Source organism: Leclercia sp. UBA5076 (assembly GCF_002416465.1).
GTDB lineage: Bacteria > Pseudomonadota > Gammaproteobacteria > Enterobacterales > Enterobacteriaceae > Enterobacter.
Map to the genome: position 1 here is coordinate 431543 of NZ_DIAO01000004.1, position 16851 is coordinate 448393.

Consider the following 16851-nt stretch of genomic DNA (forward strand, 5'->3'; position numbering starts at 1 on the left):
ATGACACCTGGCGGACAAGCTCAAATTGGCAACGTTGATCTGGTAAAACAGCTGAACAGTGCGGCGGTTTATCGACTGATTGACCAGCACGGACCCATCTCGCGGATTCAGATTGCAGAACAGAGCCAGCTTGCCCCCGCCAGCGTGACGAAAATTACCCGTCAGCTTATTGAGCGCGGGCTGATTAAAGAAGTGGATCAGCAGGCCTCCACCGGAGGCCGTCGCGCTATCTCAATTGTTACCGAAACCCGTCATTTCCACGCCATTGGCGTGCGCCTTGGACGTCATGACGCCACCCTGACGCTGTACGATCTCAGCAGTAAGGCCATTGCTGAAGAGCACTATGCCCTGCCGGAACGCACTCAGGAGACCCTCGAACATGCGCTGCTTAACGCCATCGAGCTGTTTATCGAATCCTGCCAGCGCAAAATCCGCGAGCTGATTGCCATTTCGGTGATCCTGCCCGGGCTCGTCGATCCCGAAAGCGGCGTGATCCGCTATATGCCGCATATTCAGGTCGAAAACTGGGCGCTGATCGACGCGCTGGAAAAGCGTTTCGCCGTAACCTGCTTTGTGGGTCACGATATCCGCAGCCTGGCGCTGGCCGAGCACTACTTTGGTGCAAGTCAGGATTGTGAAGACTCAATTCTGGTGCGCGTTCACCGCGGTACGGGTGCCGGTATTATCTCTAATGGCCGCATTTTTATTGGCCGTAACGGTAACGTGGGCGAGATTGGCCACATTCAGGTTGACCCGCTGGGTGAGCGCTGCCACTGCGGCAACTTTGGCTGTCTGGAAACCGTCGCTGCCAACGCCGCCATTGAGCAGCGGGTGCGCCATCTGCTGGAGCAGGGTTATCAGAGCCGCGTCACGCTCGATGACTGTAAAATCAGCGCCATCTGCCGGGCGGCCAATAAGGGCGACGCGTTAGCCAGTGAAGTGATTGAGCAGGTTGGCCGTCATCTGGGTAAAACCATTGCCATCGCCATCAACCTGTTTAACCCACAAAAAGTGGTGATCGCCGGTGAAATTACCGAGGCCGAAAAAGTGCTGCTGCCTGCCATCGAAGGGTGCATCAATACCCAGGCGCTGAAGGCGTTTCGCCAGAACCTGCCGGTGGTTCGCTCCGCGCTGAACGACCGTTCCGCGATTGGCGCTTTTGCCCTGGTAAAACGCGCCATGCTTAACGGTATCCTGTTGCAGCGTTTGCTGGAAAGCTGACAGCGCTTCATAGTGACGCCTTCTTTTTTTGATGTCGGGAAGTTCATGACCATTAAGAATGTTATTTGTGATATCGACGGCGTGCTGATGCACGACAACGTTGCCGTGCCGGGCGCTGCAGAGTTTCTTAACGGCATCATGGAAAAGGGTATGCCGCTGGTGCTGCTCACTAACTTCCCGTCGCAGACCGGACAGGATCTGGCGAACCGTTTTGCCAACGCCGGTATCGATGTGCCCGCCAGCGTGTTCTATACCTCGGCAATGGCCACCGCAGATTTCCTGAAGCGTCAGGAAGGCAAAAAAGCGTATGTAGTCGGTGAAGGCGCACTGATCCATGAACTGTACAAAGCGGGCTTTACCATCACCGACGTCAACCCCGACTTTGTTATCGTTGGCGAAACGCGCTCCTATAACTGGGAGATGATGCACAAGGCGGCCTTCTTTGTCGCCAACGGCGCCCGCTTTATCGCCACCAACCCGGATACCCATGGCCGCGGCTTTTACCCGGCCTGCGGCGCACTCTGTGCCGGTATTGAGAAGATGACCGGCCGCATGCCGTTTTATGTTGGTAAGCCCAGCCCGTGGATCATTCGTGCAGCACTCAACACAATGCAGGCCCACTCGGAAGATACGGTGATTGTGGGCGATAACCTGCGCACCGATATTCTGGCCGGCTTCCAGGCCGGGCTGGAAACCATCCTGGTCCTGTCGGGGGTATCCACCCTGGACGATATCGATTCGATGCCGTTCCGACCAAGCTGGATTTACCCCTCGGTCGCGGAAATTGATGTCCTGTAACCCAAAACCACGTCCCCGGACGTGGTTTTTTCATTTTGCCGCGTCAAAAATAGAAATTCATCTAATAAAAAACGCCTTTTACTGAATAAACATCAATAATCCAGCTTAAGGCGTACGCTTTTTTCAACATTCATCAACAGGTATTGCACTTTTTTCTTTTTACCCGGCAAATCGCTTGCCGCCCCTCCGCTTTTGCGGCATTTTCATAAGCAAGCAACATCACACTGCAACAGGGTTAATGGAGAAGGTTATGTGTTCAATTTTCGGCGTACTGGATATCAAAACTGACGCAGGCGAACTGCGTAAAAAAGCACTGGAACTCTCCCGTCTGATGCGCCATCGCGGCCCGGACTGGTCCGGTGTCTACGCCAGCGATAAAGCCATCCTGGCGCACGAGCGTCTGTCGATTGTGGATGTCAATGCCGGTGCCCAGCCGTTATATAACGAGAAAAAAACCCATGCGCTGGCGGTCAACGGTGAAATCTACAACCACCAGGCGCTGCGCGCGGAGTACGGCGATCGCTACACCTTCCAGACCGGTTCTGACTGCGAAGTGATCCTGGCCCTCTACCAGGAGAAAGGGCCCGAGTTCCTCGACGATCTGCAGGGTATGTTTGCCTTTGCGCTGTACGATAGCGAAAAAGATGCGTACCTGATTGGCCGCGACCACATCGGGATTATCCCGCTCTATATGGGCCATGATGAGCACGGCAACTTCTATGTTGCCTCTGAAATGAAAGCCCTGGTGCCGGTTTGCCGCACCATCAAAGAGTTCCCGGCAGGCAGCTATCTGTGGAGCCAGGATGGCGAAATTCGCCAGTACTATCAGCGCGACTGGTTCGATTACGATGCCGTTAAAGACAACGTCACCGATAAAAACGAGCTGCGCCAGGCGCTGGAAGATTCAGTGAAAAGCCACCTGATGTCGGACGTGCCTTACGGCGTGCTGCTCTCAGGCGGTCTGGACTCGTCCGTTATCTCGGCGATCACCAAAAAGTATGCCGCACGTCGCGTGGAAGATCAGGAGCGCTCCGAAGCCTGGTGGCCGCAGCTGCACTCCTTCGCCGTCGGCCTGGAAGGATCCCCGGACCTGAAAGCCGCGCAGGAGGTGGCAAATCACCTGGGCACCGTGCACCATGAGATCCACTTTACGGTGCAGGAAGGGCTGGATGCGATCCGCGACGTTATCTATCACATTGAAACCTATGATGTGACCACCATCCGCGCCTCCACGCCGATGTACCTGATGTCCCGTAAAATCAAGGCTATGGGCATTAAAATGGTACTTTCCGGCGAAGGTTCTGACGAAGTGTTCGGCGGCTACCTCTACTTCCATAAAGCGCCGGATGCCAAAGAGCTGCACGAAGAGACCGTGCGTAAACTGCAGGCCCTGCACATGTTTGACTGCGCCCGTGCCAACAAAGCGATGTCTGCATGGGGTGTTGAAGCGCGCGTTCCCTTCCTGGATAAAAAATTCCTCGACGTGGCCATGCGTATCAACCCGCAGGACAAAATGTGCGGCAACGGTAAGATGGAGAAACACGTTCTGCGCGAATGCTTCGAATCTTACCTGCCTGCAAGCGTGGCATGGCGTCAGAAAGAGCAGTTCTCTGACGGCGTAGGGTACAGCTGGATCGACACCCTGAAAGAGGTGGCAGCGAAGCAGATTTCCGATCAGCAACTGGAAACCGCCAGCTTCCGCTTCCCGTACAACACGCCGGGTTCGAAAGAAGCCTATCTGTACCGTGAGATCTTCGAAGAGCTGTTCCCGCTGCCAAGCGCAGCAGAGTGTGTTCCTGGCGGTCCTTCCGTCGCCTGCTCCTCGGCGAAAGCCATTGAGTGGGATGAAGCTTTCAAAACCATGAACGATCCATCAGGTCGTGCCGTGGGTGTGCATCAGTCCGCCTATAAGTAATCAGTCAGATCGCCATGAGGCCCTTCGGGGCCTCTTTTTTTGCCTCGCGTTTCGCTGGACAAAAACGATTAATAACCAATAATTGCCGAATATTCGGTCACGCTGTTCGCAACCTAACCAAACAGTCACATTCCAGACATTTTCGTTGAAAAAGGTGTTGACGCTGCAAGGGTCTATACGCATAATGCGCCCCGCAACGCCGATAAGGTAACGCGAAAAAAAGATGGCTACGTAGCTCAGTTGGTTAGAGCACATCACTCATAATGATGGGGTCACAGGTTCGAATCCCGTCGTAGCCACCATCTTTTTTGCGGGAGTGGCGAAATTGGTAGACGCACCAGATTTAGGTTCTGGCGCCGCAAGGTGTGCGAGTTCAAGTCTCGCCTCCCGCACCATTCCCAGGTAAGCGTTGCACGGATGGGGTATCGCCAAGCGGTAAGGCACCGGTTTTTGATACCGGCATTCCCTGGTTCGAATCCAGGTACCCCAGCCATATTTCTTCGATTTTGCGGTTCTCCGCGGTTATTGGGGTATCGCCAAGCGGTAAGGCACCGGTTTTTGATACCGGCATTCCCTGGTTCGAATCCAGGTACCCCAGCCATCGAAGAAAGCAGTCTGGCTACGTAGCTCAGTTGGTTAGAGCACATCACTCATAATGATGGGGTCACAGGTTCGAATCCCGTCGTAGCCACCATATCAGCTTGTATCGATTCCGGTCGGTAAAGCAAAAAATTTGTTGGGGTATCGCCAAGCGGTAAGGCACCGGATTCTGATTCCGGCATTCCGAGGTTCGAATCCTCGTACCCCAGCCAATTTAAAAAGTCGTTAAGCTATTTGTTTAACGCAATTGGGGTGTCGCCAAGCGGTAAGGCTCTGGTTTCTGATACCAGCATTCCGGGGTTCGAATCCCTGCACCCCAGCCACATAAAAAAAGCTCGCTTCGGCGAGCTTTTTGCTTTTCTACGTTTCCAGACTGAACAAACCGGGTGGCGGCTTCGCCTTACCCGGCCCAGGGAATGTCTAGAGCCCTAAGGCGTACTTCAGCGCCTGACGTTTCAGTCCACCGGCGCGCTGTGCCGCCATCAATCCCACATTACGCAGGATGCGCAGCGGCCCGAGATCGTTGCTGAACCCGGCGTAAAAGAGATCCATCCCGGACTGCATAATGAAGTTATCGGCCATTCGTCGCATCTGATAACGCTTAAGCACCTGATGGCTGGCCCAGGCTTCGCCGTGGCTGCGGGCATTACTGAGTACATCTATCAGCGCTTCGACGTCGCGATAGCCCAGGTTAACCCCCTGCCCCGCCAGCGGATGAATGGTATGCGCCGCATCGCCGACCAGCGCCAGCCCTTCGCGGGCATACTTCAGCGCATGACGACGCGTCAGGGGGAATGCCCCTGCGGCGACCGGCGTGACCTTACCCAGACGCGGCGGGAAATGGTGGGCGATTTCGCGCTGCAGCTGTTCCATAGAGAGCCCCTGCAGCTGGCGGATCCGCGCGGGGGTGTCATACCACACCAGGGATGCCCAACGGTCAAACAGCGGTAAAAACGCGTGCGGACCGTTCGGGGTGAAATGCTGCCAGGTGCTGTCACCCGGATCGTTCTCACAGGCGACGGTGATCAGCATGCAGGATTGCTGATATTGCCAGGCGTGAATGCCGATCCCGGCCAGCTCGCGCACCCGGGAATTTGCGCCGTCGGCCCCAACCAGCAGTTTTACCGCCAGCTGCTCGCCATTATCCAGCTCAATCAGATGCTGATCGTTGTGGCGGTGGAGCGCCTTCACCGACGCAGGAACGCGCAGCGTCACCTGCGGATGCGCCTCCAGCGCCTGCCAGAGCGCCTGTTGCAGCACCCTATTTTCAACCATGTAACCCAGCAGCGGGAGTTTCATCTCCGCGGCGTCAAACACCACGTGGGCGTTTTCCCACTCCCAGGTCTCCAGGCGACGATACGGATGCGCGCGCATGGCCAGCACCGCGTCCCATACCCCCAGCCCACGAAGCAGATCAACTGACGCGGCGCTGATCGCCGAAATGCGTACATCCGGCTGCTGTGACGCGTCAAAAGCAGCAGGTGGCGCCTGTTCGATAACGGTGACGTCGAACCCGTGTTGCGCCAGCCCCAGCGCCAGCGCCCCGCCGACCATACCGCCGCCGACGACGGCGATCCCGGCTTGTTGGATAGTCATGGTCATTTGTCCTTATTTAATAATCTCCTAAGTTTACCGGATTTTTTTGGCCTTGAGGCTGACAACCTTCATACTGGTCACAACCGCACCAAAGCATTACAATACGCGCCCTGCAATCCTGAGCATGAGCAAGTCGATGACAAAAAAACTCCATATTAAAACCTGGGGCTGTCAGATGAACGAATACGATTCATCCAAGATGGCCGATCTGCTGGATGCCACCCATGGGTATCAACTCACCGACGTGGCGGAAGAGGCAGATGTGCTGCTGCTGAATACCTGCTCAATCCGTGAGAAGGCGCAGGAAAAAGTCTTTCACCAGTTAGGTCGCTGGAAGCTCCTCAAGCAGAAAAACCCGGATATCATCATCGGCGTCGGCGGTTGTGTTGCCTCGCAAGAAGGGAAGCTGATTCGTCAGCGCGCCCACTACGTCGACATTATTTTTGGTCCGCAGACCCTGCACCGTCTGCCGGAGATGATCAACGCCGTACGCGGAAGCGGTAATCGCAAGGCGATTATTGACGTCAGCTTCCCGGAAATCGAAAAATTTGACCGTCTGCCGGAACCGCGCGCAGATGGCCCGACCGCCTTCGTCTCCATCATGGAAGGCTGCAATAAATACTGTACTTACTGCGTGGTGCCTTATACCCGCGGCGAAGAAGTCAGCCGTCCTTGCGACGACATCCTGTTTGAGATCGCCCAACTGGCGGCACAGGGTGTGCGCGAAGTGAACCTGCTCGGGCAGAACGTTAACGCCTGGCGCGGCGAGAACTATGACGGCAGCACCGGCTCGTTTGCTGAACTGCTGCGTCTGGTGGCGGCGATTGACGGTATCGACCGCATCCGCTTTACCACCAGCCACCCGATCGAATTTACCGATGACATCATCGAGGTTTACCGCGATACGCCAGAGCTGGTGAGCTTCCTGCATCTGCCGATCCAGTGTGGTTCTGACCGCGTACTGAACCTGATGGGCCGCACCCACACCGTGCTGGAATATAAAGCGATTATCCGCAAGCTGCGTGAAGCGCGCCCGGATATTCAGATAAGCTCTGACTTCATCGTCGGCTTCCCGGGGGAAACGGACGACGATTTTGAACGCACCATGAAGGTGATTGGTGATGTGAACTTCGACGTGAGTTACAGCTTCATCTTCTCGGCGCGTCCAGGGACGCCTGCCGCCGATATGGTTGACGACGTGCCGGAAGAGGTGAAAAAGCAGCGTCTCTATATTCTGCAGGATCGCATTAACCAGCAGGCCAACGCCTGGAGCCGCCGGATGCTCGGCACCGTGCAGCGTGTACTGGTAGAAGGCACTTCACGTAAGAGCATCATGGAGCTCTCTGGCCGTACAGAGAACAACCGCGTGGTGAACTTCGAAGGTACGCCGGATCTGGTGGGCAAGTTCGTCGATATTGAGATCCTCGAGGTGCTGACCAACTCCCTGCGTGGCAAACTGGTGCGCACCGAAGATGAAATGGGCCTGCGCGTCGCCCAGTCGCCGGAATCGGTGATTGCCCGTACTCGTAAAGAAAACGATCTCGGCGTCAGCGTTTATCAGCCGTGATCCTTCGGCCTGTCGTTTCTGACAGGCCTTGTATTTCCCCCTGCTCTCCCCCATATCCTTCGCAATGCTTGCGCCTTTATTCCGTGGCGTGAATACTTTCATAAGACAGACCCACTGCCCTATGACACCCGAGACATTAAGAGGAACGGTTTGAATATAGACACACGTGAAATTACCCTTGAGCCAGCAGACAACGCTCGCCTGCTGAGCCTGTGCGGGCCGTTTGATGACAACATCAAACATCTGGAGCGACGTCTGGGTATCGAGATTAATCGTCGCGATAACCAGTTCAAACTCACCGGACGCGCCATTTGCGTCAATGCCGCTGCGGATATTCTCCGTAGTCTGTACGTTGATACCGCGCCGATGCGCGGTGAAACTCAGGATATTGAGCCGGAACAGATCCATCTGGCGATCAAAGAATCGCGAGTGCTGGAGCAGAGCGCGGAGAGCGTGCCGGAATTCGGCAAGGCTATCCACATTCAGACCAAGCGTGGCGTCATTAAGCCGCGCACGCCAAACCAGGCGCAGTACATCGCCAATATCCTCGATCATGACATCACCTTCGGTGTCGGCCCGGCAGGTACTGGTAAAACCTACCTTGCGGTGGCTGCTGCCGTGGATGCCCTTGAGCGCCAGGAGATCCGCCGCATTCTGCTCACCCGTCCGGCCGTTGAAGCGGGCGAGAAGCTGGGCTTCCTGCCTGGTGATCTGAGCCAGAAGGTCGATCCTTACCTGCGCCCGCTGTACGATGCGCTGTTTGAGATGCTTGGCTTTGAGAAGGTCGAAAAACTGATTGAACGTAACGTCATCGAAGTGGCTCCGCTGGCCTATATGCGTGGCCGTACCCTGAACGATGCGTTCATCATCCTGGATGAGAGCCAGAACACCACCATCGAACAGATGAAGATGTTCCTGACCCGTATTGGCTTTAACTCCAAAGCGGTGATCACCGGCGATATCACCCAGGTTGACCTGCCACGCAGCACCAAGTCGGGTCTGCGTCACGCTATTGAAGTCCTGTCCGAAGTGGACGAAATCAGCTTCAACTTCTTCCACAGTGAAGACGTGGTGCGCCACCCGGTAGTTGCCCGCATCGTCACGGCGTATGAAGCGTGGGAAGCCGCAGATCAAAAACGTAAAGCAGAACAGGCCGCGGAACGTAAACGCGAAGCCCAGGAGCAAGAGCAGAAATGAGTCAGGTGATCCTCGATTTACAGCTGGCCTGTGAAGATAACGCCGGCCTGCCGGAAGAGAGCCAGTTCCAGGCGTGGCTGAATGCCGTCATCCCGCAGTTTCAGGAGGAGTCAGAAGTCACGATTCGCCTGGTGGATGAAGCAGAAAGCCACGACCTGAACCTGACCTACCGCGGGAAAGATAAGCCGACCAATGTGCTCTCTTTCCCGTTCGAAGCCCCACCGGGTATCGAAATGCCGCTGCTTGGCGATCTGATCATCTGCCGCCAGGTGGTTGAGCAGGAAGCGAAGGAGCAGCAGAAGCCCCTCGAGGCCCACTGGGCGCACATGGTGGTGCACGGCAGCCTGCATCTGCTGGGCTACGACCACATTGAAGATGACGAAGCGGAAGAGATGGAATCCCTTGAGACAGAGATAATGCTTGCTCTGGGCTATGAGGATCCGTACATTGCCGAGAAAGAGTAGTCTGTAGGGTGCGTTTGCGCCTTACTGGCATAATGTGCCGTTGCGTATGACAAAAGTCCGCGACGGCAGTCAACAGACCAACATGAGAACCCTTAACAAACGCCATGAGCGACGACAATTCACACAGTAGCGACACACCAAACAGCAAAAAAGGATTTTTCTCCCTCCTTCTGAGCCAGCTGTTCCACGGTGAACCTAAAAACCGTGATGACCTTCTGGAGCTTATCCGTGACTCCGGGCAGAACGAGCTTATCGATGAAGATACGCGCGAGATGCTTGAAGGGGTAATGGACATCGCCGACCAGCGCGTTCGCGATATCATGATCCCCCGTTCGCAGATGATTACCCTGAAACGCAACCAGACCCTGGATGAGTGCCTCGATGTCATTATCGAATCCGCTCACTCTCGTTTCCCGGTGATCAGCGAAGACAAAGACCACATTGAAGGAATTTTGATGGCCAAGGATCTGCTGCCGTTTATGCGCAGCGATGCCGAAGCCTTCAGCATGGAAAAAGTGTTACGTCAGGCGGTAGTGGTCCCGGAAAGTAAGCGGGTCGATCGCATGCTGAAAGAGTTCCGCTCTCAGCGCTACCACATGGCGATTGTTATCGATGAATTTGGCGGTGTTTCGGGCCTGGTCACCATCGAAGATATTCTTGAGCTGATTGTTGGCGAAATTGAAGATGAATATGACGAAGAAGAGGATATCGACTTCCGTCAGTTGAGCCGCCACACCTGGACCGTGCGTGCGCTCGCCCCAATCGAAGATTTCAATGACACCTTCGGCACGCATTTCAGCGACGAAGAGGTAGATACCATCGGCGGGCTGGTGATGCAGGCGTTTGGTCACCTGCCGGCGCGTGGCGAAACCGTGGAAATTGACGGCTATCAGTTCAAGGTGGCGATGGCCGACAGTCGACGTATTATTCAGGTTCATGTCAGAATGCCGGACAATGCTCCGCAACCCACACTGGATGATTGATTTAAATGGCATTTGCCCCCTTGCTTGAACGCCAGCGCACGCGTCTGCTGCTGGCGCTGATCCTCGGAGCCAGCGGTACGCTGGCTTTTTCCCCTTATGACTTCTGGCCAGCGGCCCTCCTCTCCCTGATGGGGCTCCAGGGGCTGACCCTTAACCGACGCCCTGTTCAGGCGGCGGCGATTGGCTATTTCTGGGGGCTGGGCCTGTTTGGCTCCGGTATTAACTGGGTTTACGTCAGTATTGCCCAGTTTGGCGGCATGCCAGGCCCGGTGAATGTTTTCCTCGTGGTGCTGCTGGCGGCGTACCTCTCGCTCTACACGGGTCTGTTTGCCGGGATCCTCTCCCGCCTGTGGCCAAAAACCAGCTGGCTGCGGGTGGCGATTGCCGCCCCGGTGGTCTGGCAAATTACCGAGTTCCTGCGCGGCTGGGTGCTGACCGGCTTTCCGTGGCTGCAGTTCGGCTACAGCCAGATAGATGGCCCGCTAAAGGGCCTGGCGCCGGTGATGGGCGTCGAGGCGATCAACTTCCTGCTGATGGTGGTAAGCGGCCTGCTGGTGCTGGCGCTGGTGCAGCGCAACGGGCGAGCGCTGGTCATGGCTGTGGTGCTTTTTGCCCTGCCTTTCCCGCTGCGTTATATCCAGTGGTTTACCCTTGAGCCGGAACGCGCCACCCAGGTGTCGATGGTGCAGGGTAATATTCCCCAGTCGCTGAAATGGGATGAAGGTCAGTTGATCAACACCCTGAAAATTTATCTGGATGCCACCCAGAAAGAGATGGGCAAATCCCAGCTGATTATCTGGCCTGAGTCGGCAATTCCGGATCTGGAGATCAACCAGCAGCGTTTTCTGACCATGATGGACGATCTGCTGCGGGCGCGAAACTCCACGCTGATCACCGGTATCGTTGACGCGCGGCTGAACAAGCAGAACCGTTACGACACTTACAACACCATTATCACGCTGGGAAAAGACAATCCGTACAGCTACGAGTCGGCGAACCGCTACAACAAGAATCACCTGGTGCCGTTTGGTGAGTTTGTGCCGCTGGAGTCGATTCTTCGCCCGCTGGCGCCGTTCTTCGATCTGCCGATGTCCTCCTTTAGCCGGGGCGCCTACGTTCAGCCTCAGCTGAGCGCCCATGGCTTTTTACTGACCGCCGCCATTTGCTACGAGATCATCCTCGGTGAGCAGGTGCGGGATAATTTCCGCCCGAACACCGACTATCTGCTGACCATCTCCAACGATGCCTGGTTCGGTAAGTCGATCGGCCCGTGGCAACATTTCCAGATGGCGCGGATGCGCTCCCTGGAGCTGGCGCGCCCTCTGCTGCGTAGCACCAATAACGGCATTACCGCCGTGATTGGTCCGCAGGGTGAAATTCAGGCCATGCTGCCGCAGTTCACCCGCGACGTGCTGACCACAAAAGTCACGCCGACGACCGGGCTGACGCCTTACGCCCGCACCGGCAACTGGCCCCTGTGGATCCTCACCGCGCTGTTCGGTTTTGGCGCCGTGCTGATGAGCCTGCGTCAGCGTCGTAAGTAGTCCCCTTCTCCTCCTCTTCTTTGCCCGGCGGCGCTACGCTTGCCGGGCCTACGCCGCAACTCTGGCACGGTTATTGCTTTACCTAATTACGTAAACGCGATTTGGCTTACTGTGCAACCCGGTCGCACCAGGGTAGCTCATCGGTAGCACCGAAACGGTGCAACGAAAGATTTATGCCTCTGAATGGTGCGGCGCGCTTCGCAAAAATAAACAATAACGCAGCAAAATCTTTACATTAAGCCAAACTAAATGTTAACAAACAGGTATAACACTGCACTCGTATCGCGCGAGCTATAACAACATCACACCGAATATCAATGCGTCTCTGGCGCTGATAATAAAGGAGTTGGATATGCAATTACGTAAACTGGCCACAGCAATGCTGGTGATGGGATTGTCCGCAGGCGTCGTTCACGCCGAAGATGCTGCTCCGGCAGCAGGCAGCACCCTGGAAAAAATCGCGAAAAACGGCGTGATTGTGGTCGGTCACCGTGAATCGTCTGTTCCGTTCTCATACTACGACAACACGCAAAAAGTCGTGGGCTACTCACAGGCTTACTCCAACGCGATCGTCGACGCGGTGAAGAAAAAGCTCAACAAACCGGATCTGGAAGTGAAGCTGATCCCAATCACTTCACAAAACCGTATTCCACTGCTGCAAAACGGCACCTTTGATTTTGAGTGTGGCTCCACCACCAACAACCTTGAGCGTCAGAAACAGGCTGCCTTCTCCGACACCATCTTCGTGGTGGGTACCCGTCTGCTGACCAAAAAAGGCGGCGATGTTAAAGACTTCGCCGATCTGAAAGGCAAAGCGGTGGTTGTGACCTCCGGGACGACCTCTGAAGTTCTGCTGCACAAGCTGAATGAAGAGAAGAAAATGGACATGCGTATCATCAGCGCCAAAGACCACGGTGACTCTTTCCGTACTCTGGAAAGCGGCCGCGCCGTCGCGTTTATGATGGACGATGCTCTGCTGGCGGGTGAGCGTGCTAAAGCGAAAAAACCGGATAACTGGGAAATCGTTGGCACGGCGCAATCAAAAGAGGCCTACGGCTGCATGATGCGTAAAGACGACGCGGAGTTTAAGAAACTCGTCGACGACACCATCGCTCAGGTTCAGACCTCCGGTGAAGCAGAGAAATGGTTCGATAAGTGGTTTAAAAACCCAATCCCACCAAAAAATCTCAACATGAACTTTGAACTGTCTGACGATATGAAAGCACTGTTTAAAGAACCGAATGACAAGGCACTTAACTAATTAGAACCACTAAGGGGCGGGTTCTCCTGCCCTCTCGATTGTCGGGAAGCGCGGACAGACTAAACGCTGAGTGGTCGTTCCCCATTCAGCGCGAATATTAAAGCTTCTCACCAATCTTCGAGGGTAGCGCTGCTACCCTTTTTTTTCTGGAGTTTACTATGTCAATTGACTGGAACTGGGGCATTTTCCTGCAGCAAGCCCCGTTCGGCAACACCACCTATCTTGGCTGGCTGTGGAGCGGTTTTCAGGTCACGGTCGCGCTGTCGATCACCGCCTGGATTATTGCGTTTCTTGTCGGCTCGTTGTTCGGTATTTTGCGTACCGTGCCTAACCGTTTTCTCTCTTCCATTGGCACCTGCTACGTCGAACTGTTCCGTAACGTTCCGTTAATCGTGCAGTTCTTTACCTGGTATCTGGTCATCCCGGAACTGCTGCCGGAAGATATCGGCATGTGGTTCAAATCGGAACTGGATCCAAACGTGCAGTTCTTTGTCTCCTCGATGCTCTGTCTGGGTCTGTTCACCGCCGCCCGCGTCTGCGAGCAGGTGCGTGCGGCTATCCAGTCTCTGCCACGTGGACAAAAAAATGCGGCGCTGGCGATGGGTCTTACCCTGCCGCAGGCTTACCGCTATGTGCTGCTGCCCAACGCCTACCGCGTGATTGTACCGCCGATGACGTCGGAGATGATGAACCTGGTGAAAAACTCGGCCATCGCCTCGACCATCGGTCTGGTGGATATGGCCGCGCAGGCGGGCAAACTGCTGGATTATTCCGCCCATGCGTGGGAATCCTTCACCGCCATTACCCTGGCCTATGTATTGATTAATGCTGTCATTATGCTGGTGATGAACCTGGTTGAACGTAAAGTTCGCCTGCCGGGCAACCTGGGGGGCAAATAATGTACGAATTTGACTGGAGCTCTATTGTTCCCTCCATGCCCTACCTGATCGATGGCCTGATCATCACGCTGAAGATCACCCTGACGGCGGTGATTGTCGGGATTGTCTGGGGTACCCTGCTGGCGGTAATGCGTCTGTCGAGCTTTAAGCCTGTGGCCTGGTTTGCGACCGCTTACGTGAACGTTTTCCGTTCTATCCCGCTGGTGATGGTGCTGCTGTGGTTCTATCTGATCGTTCCTGGATTCCTGCAGAACGTTTTAGGCCTGTCGCCGAAATCCGATATCCGTTTAATCTCGGCAATGGTGGCCTTCTCCATGTTTGAGGCGGCCTACTATTCAGAAATTATTCGTGCCGGGATCCAGAGTATCTCCCGCGGGCAGTCCAGCGCTGCGCTGGCGTTAGGCATGACCCACTGGCAGTCGATGAAGCTCATCATTCTGCCGCAGGCGTTCCGCGCCATGGTTCCGCTGCTGCTCACCCAGGGTATCGTGCTGTTCCAGGATACCTCGCTGGTTTATGTATTGAGCCTGGCAGACTTCTTCCGTACCGCCTCTACCATCGGCGAGCGCGATGGTACCCAGGTTGAGATGATCCTGTTCGCAGGTGCGGTCTATTTTGCAATTAGTTTAAGCGCGTCGCTGTTGGTCAGCTGGCTGAAGAAAAGGACAGTGTAATGATTTCCCTGAAAAATGTTTCTAAATGGTATGGGCACTTTCAGGTGCTGACCGACTGCTCCACGGAAGTGAAAAAGGGCGAAGTGGTAGTGGTGTGCGGGCCATCCGGCTCGGGTAAATCCACGCTGATTAAAACCGTGAACGGTCTTGAGCCGGTGCAGCAGGGCGAGATCATCGTCAACGGCACCAGGGTGAATGACAAGAAGACCAATCTGGCGAAGCTGCGTTCCAACGTCGGGATGGTGTTCCAGCACTTTGAACTCTTCCCGCATCTGTCGATCATTGAGAACCTGACCCTGGCGCAGGTCAAAGTCCTCAAGCGCGATAAGGCGGCCGCACGTGAGAAAGGGCTGAAACTGCTGGAGCGCGTGGGCCTCTCCGCCCATGCCGATAAATTCCCGGCGCAGCTGTCCGGCGGCCAGCAGCAGCGCGTGGCGATTGCCCGTGCGCTCTGTATGGATCCCGTCGCGATGCTCTTTGATGAGCCGACCTCCGCCCTTGATCCGGAGATGATCAATGAAGTGCTGGATGTTATGGTGCAACTGGCGCAGGAAGGAATGACCATGATGGTGGTCACGCACGAAATGGGCTTTGCGCGTAAAGTCGCAAACCGCGTGATCTTTATGGATGAGGGGAAAATCGTCGAGGACTCCGCGAAAGAGGAGTTCTTTAATAACCCGCAGTCTGAACGCGCTAAAGACTTCCTCGCCAAGATCCTGCATTAATCTCCCCGGTGCGCAATCGCTCAGATTGCGCACCGCTTCACGCTTTTTATCTCTTTATCTCGTCTGCCTCTGCCTTCAGCGTTAGCCTTGTCGCCAAACAACACTGAGAAATGGAGATTTCTATGGCACTGCCCATTATCCTCGATTGCGATCCGGGTCATGATGACGCGATAGCACTCGTCCTTGCCCTCGCCTCACCCGAGCTTGAGCTCAAGGCTGTAACCTCTTCTGCCGGTAACCAGACCCCTGACAAAACCCTGCGCAATGTGCTGCGCATGCTGACCCTGCTGAAACGCGGCGATATTCCGGTGGCAGGCGGCGCGATTAAGCCCCTGATGCGCGATCTGATCATTGCCGACAATGTACACGGGGAAAGTGGGCTTGACGGCCCTGCCCTGCCCGAGCCAGATTTTGTGCCGCAGGATTGTACGGCAGTGGAGCTGATGGCAAACGTACTGCGCGAAAGCACAGAACCGGTGACGCTGGTCTCTACCGGTCCGCAAACCAACGTCGCCCTGCTGCTGAATGGCCACCCTGAACTGCATGCGAAAATCGCCCGGATTGTGATCATGGGTGGTGCGATGGGGCTGGGTAACTGGACGCCTGCGGCGGAATTCAACATCTTTGTTGACCCCGAGGCGGCCGAGATCGTCTTTCAGTCCGGCATTCCGGTGGTCATGGCCGGGCTGGATGTGACGCATCAGGCGCAAATTATGGCGGAGGATATCGAACGTTTTCGCCGGATCGGCAACCCGGTGGCAACCACCGTGGCGGAGCTGCTCGACTTCTTTATGGAGTACCATAAAACCGAGAAATGGGGTTTCCAGGGGGCACCGCTGCACGATCCCTGCACTATCGCCTGGCTGTTAAAACCAGAGATCTTCAGTACCGCTAAACGCTGGGTTGGGGTTGAAACGCAGGGCAAATATACCCAGGGTATGACCGTGGTCGATTATTACTTCCTCAGCGGCAATACGCCCAACACCGACATTATGCTGGATATCGATCGCCAGGCGTTTGTTGATTTACTGGCAGACAGACTGGCATTTTATTCGCACTAACTCACTGGCGCCCGACAGCGGACGGGCGCTTGATCCATTTATTCTGCAAATAACTCTCCGTAAAATATATAAAAGCAAAGCTGTAAATAATGAATTCATGCTTTCTTGAGATAGCTGAGAGTGGTAGAAAAGACAAAACCCGGATATTATCCAGGCCTTTTCAGAAAAAATCCCCGCCCTGCTTATTTAAAATAAAACAGAGGGGATTAGCTTTGCTAAAAATATACATAATTTGCTTTCGTGGCAATCGGCACTGAAACTATACACGCCGCAGGTCAAGTCTGAGAATGATTCTTATACTTATGGGCGGCGCCTCAATAGATTAAATGAAACAAAATGGATGTTG

Annotated in this window: 14 protein-coding genes and 7 tRNA genes; 20 read left to right on the forward strand and 1 reads right to left on the reverse strand. The window is 55.1% G+C overall.

Translation table 11 applies throughout. From position 1 onward, the window contains the following. The 10 genes from nagC (at position 1) to B3X29_RS05725 (ending at position 4857) form a co-directional block, all read left to right on the forward strand. On the forward strand, positions 1–1221 hold the full coding sequence (gene nagC / locus B3X29_RS05680) for a DNA-binding transcriptional regulator NagC (protein ID WP_103178689.1): 1221 nt from the start codon (positions 1–3) through the stop codon (positions 1219–1221). Between the two features lie 45 nt (positions 1222–1266). Continuing rightward, the gene (locus tag B3X29_RS05685) at positions 1267–2019 is read left to right on the forward strand and encodes an HAD-IIA family hydrolase (protein ID WP_159339285.1); all 753 of its coding nucleotides are present in this window, start codon (positions 1267–1269) and stop codon (positions 2017–2019) included. A gap of 250 nt (positions 2020–2269) precedes the next feature. Further along, a complete protein-coding gene (gene asnB / locus B3X29_RS05690) occupies positions 2270–3934 on the forward strand; it encodes an asparagine synthase B (RefSeq protein ID WP_103178688.1) in 1665 nt (554 codons plus the stop codon). Positions 3935–4159: 225 nt separating this feature from the next. Next, positions 4160–4236: transfer RNA gene (locus tag B3X29_RS05695), tRNA-Met, on the forward strand. Positions 4237–4244: 8 nt separating this feature from the next. Beyond that, a tRNA-Leu gene (locus B3X29_RS05700) sits at positions 4245–4329 on the forward strand. A gap of 23 nt (positions 4330–4352) precedes the next feature. After that, a tRNA-Gln gene (locus B3X29_RS05705) sits at positions 4353–4427 on the forward strand. A gap of 33 nt (positions 4428–4460) precedes the next feature. Continuing rightward, positions 4461–4535, forward strand: a tRNA-Gln gene (locus B3X29_RS05710). Positions 4536–4551: 16 nt separating this feature from the next. Beyond that, a tRNA-Met gene (locus B3X29_RS05715) sits at positions 4552–4628 on the forward strand. Positions 4629–4671: 43 nt separating this feature from the next. Further along, positions 4672–4746, forward strand: a tRNA-Gln gene (locus B3X29_RS05720). Positions 4747–4782: 36 nt separating this feature from the next. Next, positions 4783–4857, forward strand: a tRNA-Gln gene (locus B3X29_RS05725). Positions 4858–4954: 97 nt separating this feature from the next. Here the strand turns inward: B3X29_RS05725 and ubiF are convergent. Further along, entirely contained in the window at positions 4955–6130 is a 1176-nt protein-coding gene (gene ubiF, locus B3X29_RS05730) for a 3-demethoxyubiquinol 3-hydroxylase (RefSeq protein WP_159339286.1), read from the reverse strand. A gap of 136 nt (positions 6131–6266) precedes the next feature. Between ubiF and miaB the strand changes: the two genes are divergently transcribed. The 10 genes from miaB (at position 6267) to rihA (ending at position 16505) form a co-directional block, all read left to right on the forward strand. Further along, the gene (miaB, locus tag B3X29_RS05735; protein ID WP_103178685.1) at positions 6267–7697 is read left to right on the forward strand and encodes a tRNA (N6-isopentenyl adenosine(37)-C2)-methylthiotransferase MiaB; all 1431 of its coding nucleotides are present in this window, start codon (positions 6267–6269) and stop codon (positions 7695–7697) included. 150 nt (positions 7698–7847) lie between these two features. Continuing rightward, on the forward strand, positions 7848–8894 hold the full coding sequence (locus B3X29_RS05740) for a PhoH family protein (RefSeq protein ID WP_103178684.1): 1047 nt from the start codon (positions 7848–7850) through the stop codon (positions 8892–8894). Further along, positions 8891–9358: an rRNA maturation RNase YbeY gene (gene ybeY / locus B3X29_RS05745; RefSeq protein ID WP_103178683.1), complete on the forward strand. Its 468-nt coding sequence runs from the start codon at positions 8891–8893 to the stop codon at positions 9356–9358. The genes B3X29_RS05740 and ybeY overlap by 4 nt, the downstream gene beginning before the upstream one ends. Positions 9359–9462: 104 nt before the next feature. Continuing rightward, positions 9463–10341 (forward strand): CNNM family magnesium/cobalt transport protein CorC, encoded by an 879-nt coding sequence (corC, locus tag B3X29_RS05750; RefSeq protein ID WP_103178682.1) that lies wholly within the window; start codon positions 9463–9465, stop codon positions 10339–10341. A 5-nt stretch (positions 10342–10346) separates the two neighbouring features. Further along, positions 10347–11885, forward strand: a complete 1539-nt coding sequence (gene lnt, locus B3X29_RS05755; protein WP_159339287.1) for an apolipoprotein N-acyltransferase — start codon at positions 10347–10349, stop codon at positions 11883–11885. Between the two features lie 352 nt (positions 11886–12237). Next, positions 12238–13146: an amino acid ABC transporter substrate-binding protein gene (locus B3X29_RS05760; protein WP_201304716.1), complete on the forward strand. Its 909-nt coding sequence runs from the start codon at positions 12238–12240 to the stop codon at positions 13144–13146. Positions 13147–13304: 158 nt separating this feature from the next. Then, entirely contained in the window at positions 13305–14045 is a 741-nt protein-coding gene (gene gltJ, locus B3X29_RS05765; protein ID WP_103178679.1) for a glutamate/aspartate ABC transporter permease GltJ, read from the forward strand. Then, positions 14045–14719, forward strand: a complete 675-nt coding sequence (gltK, locus tag B3X29_RS05770) for a glutamate/aspartate ABC transporter permease GltK (RefSeq protein WP_103178678.1) — start codon at positions 14045–14047, stop codon at positions 14717–14719. Before gltJ ends, gltK begins: the two co-directional genes overlap by 1 nt. Continuing rightward, positions 14719–15444 carry an amino acid ABC transporter ATP-binding protein gene (locus tag B3X29_RS05775; protein ID WP_103178677.1) on the forward strand — a complete coding sequence of 242 codons (726 nt, stop codon included), beginning with the start codon at positions 14719–14721 and terminating at the stop codon, positions 15442–15444. The genes gltK and B3X29_RS05775 overlap by 1 nt, the downstream gene beginning before the upstream one ends. Positions 15445–15566: 122 nt before the next feature. After that, complete coding sequence (rihA, locus tag B3X29_RS05780; RefSeq protein ID WP_159339289.1) at positions 15567–16505, forward strand: pyrimidine-specific ribonucleoside hydrolase RihA; 939 nt, start codon at positions 15567–15569, stop codon at positions 16503–16505. The last annotated feature ends 346 nt before the right edge of the window (positions 16506–16851 follow it).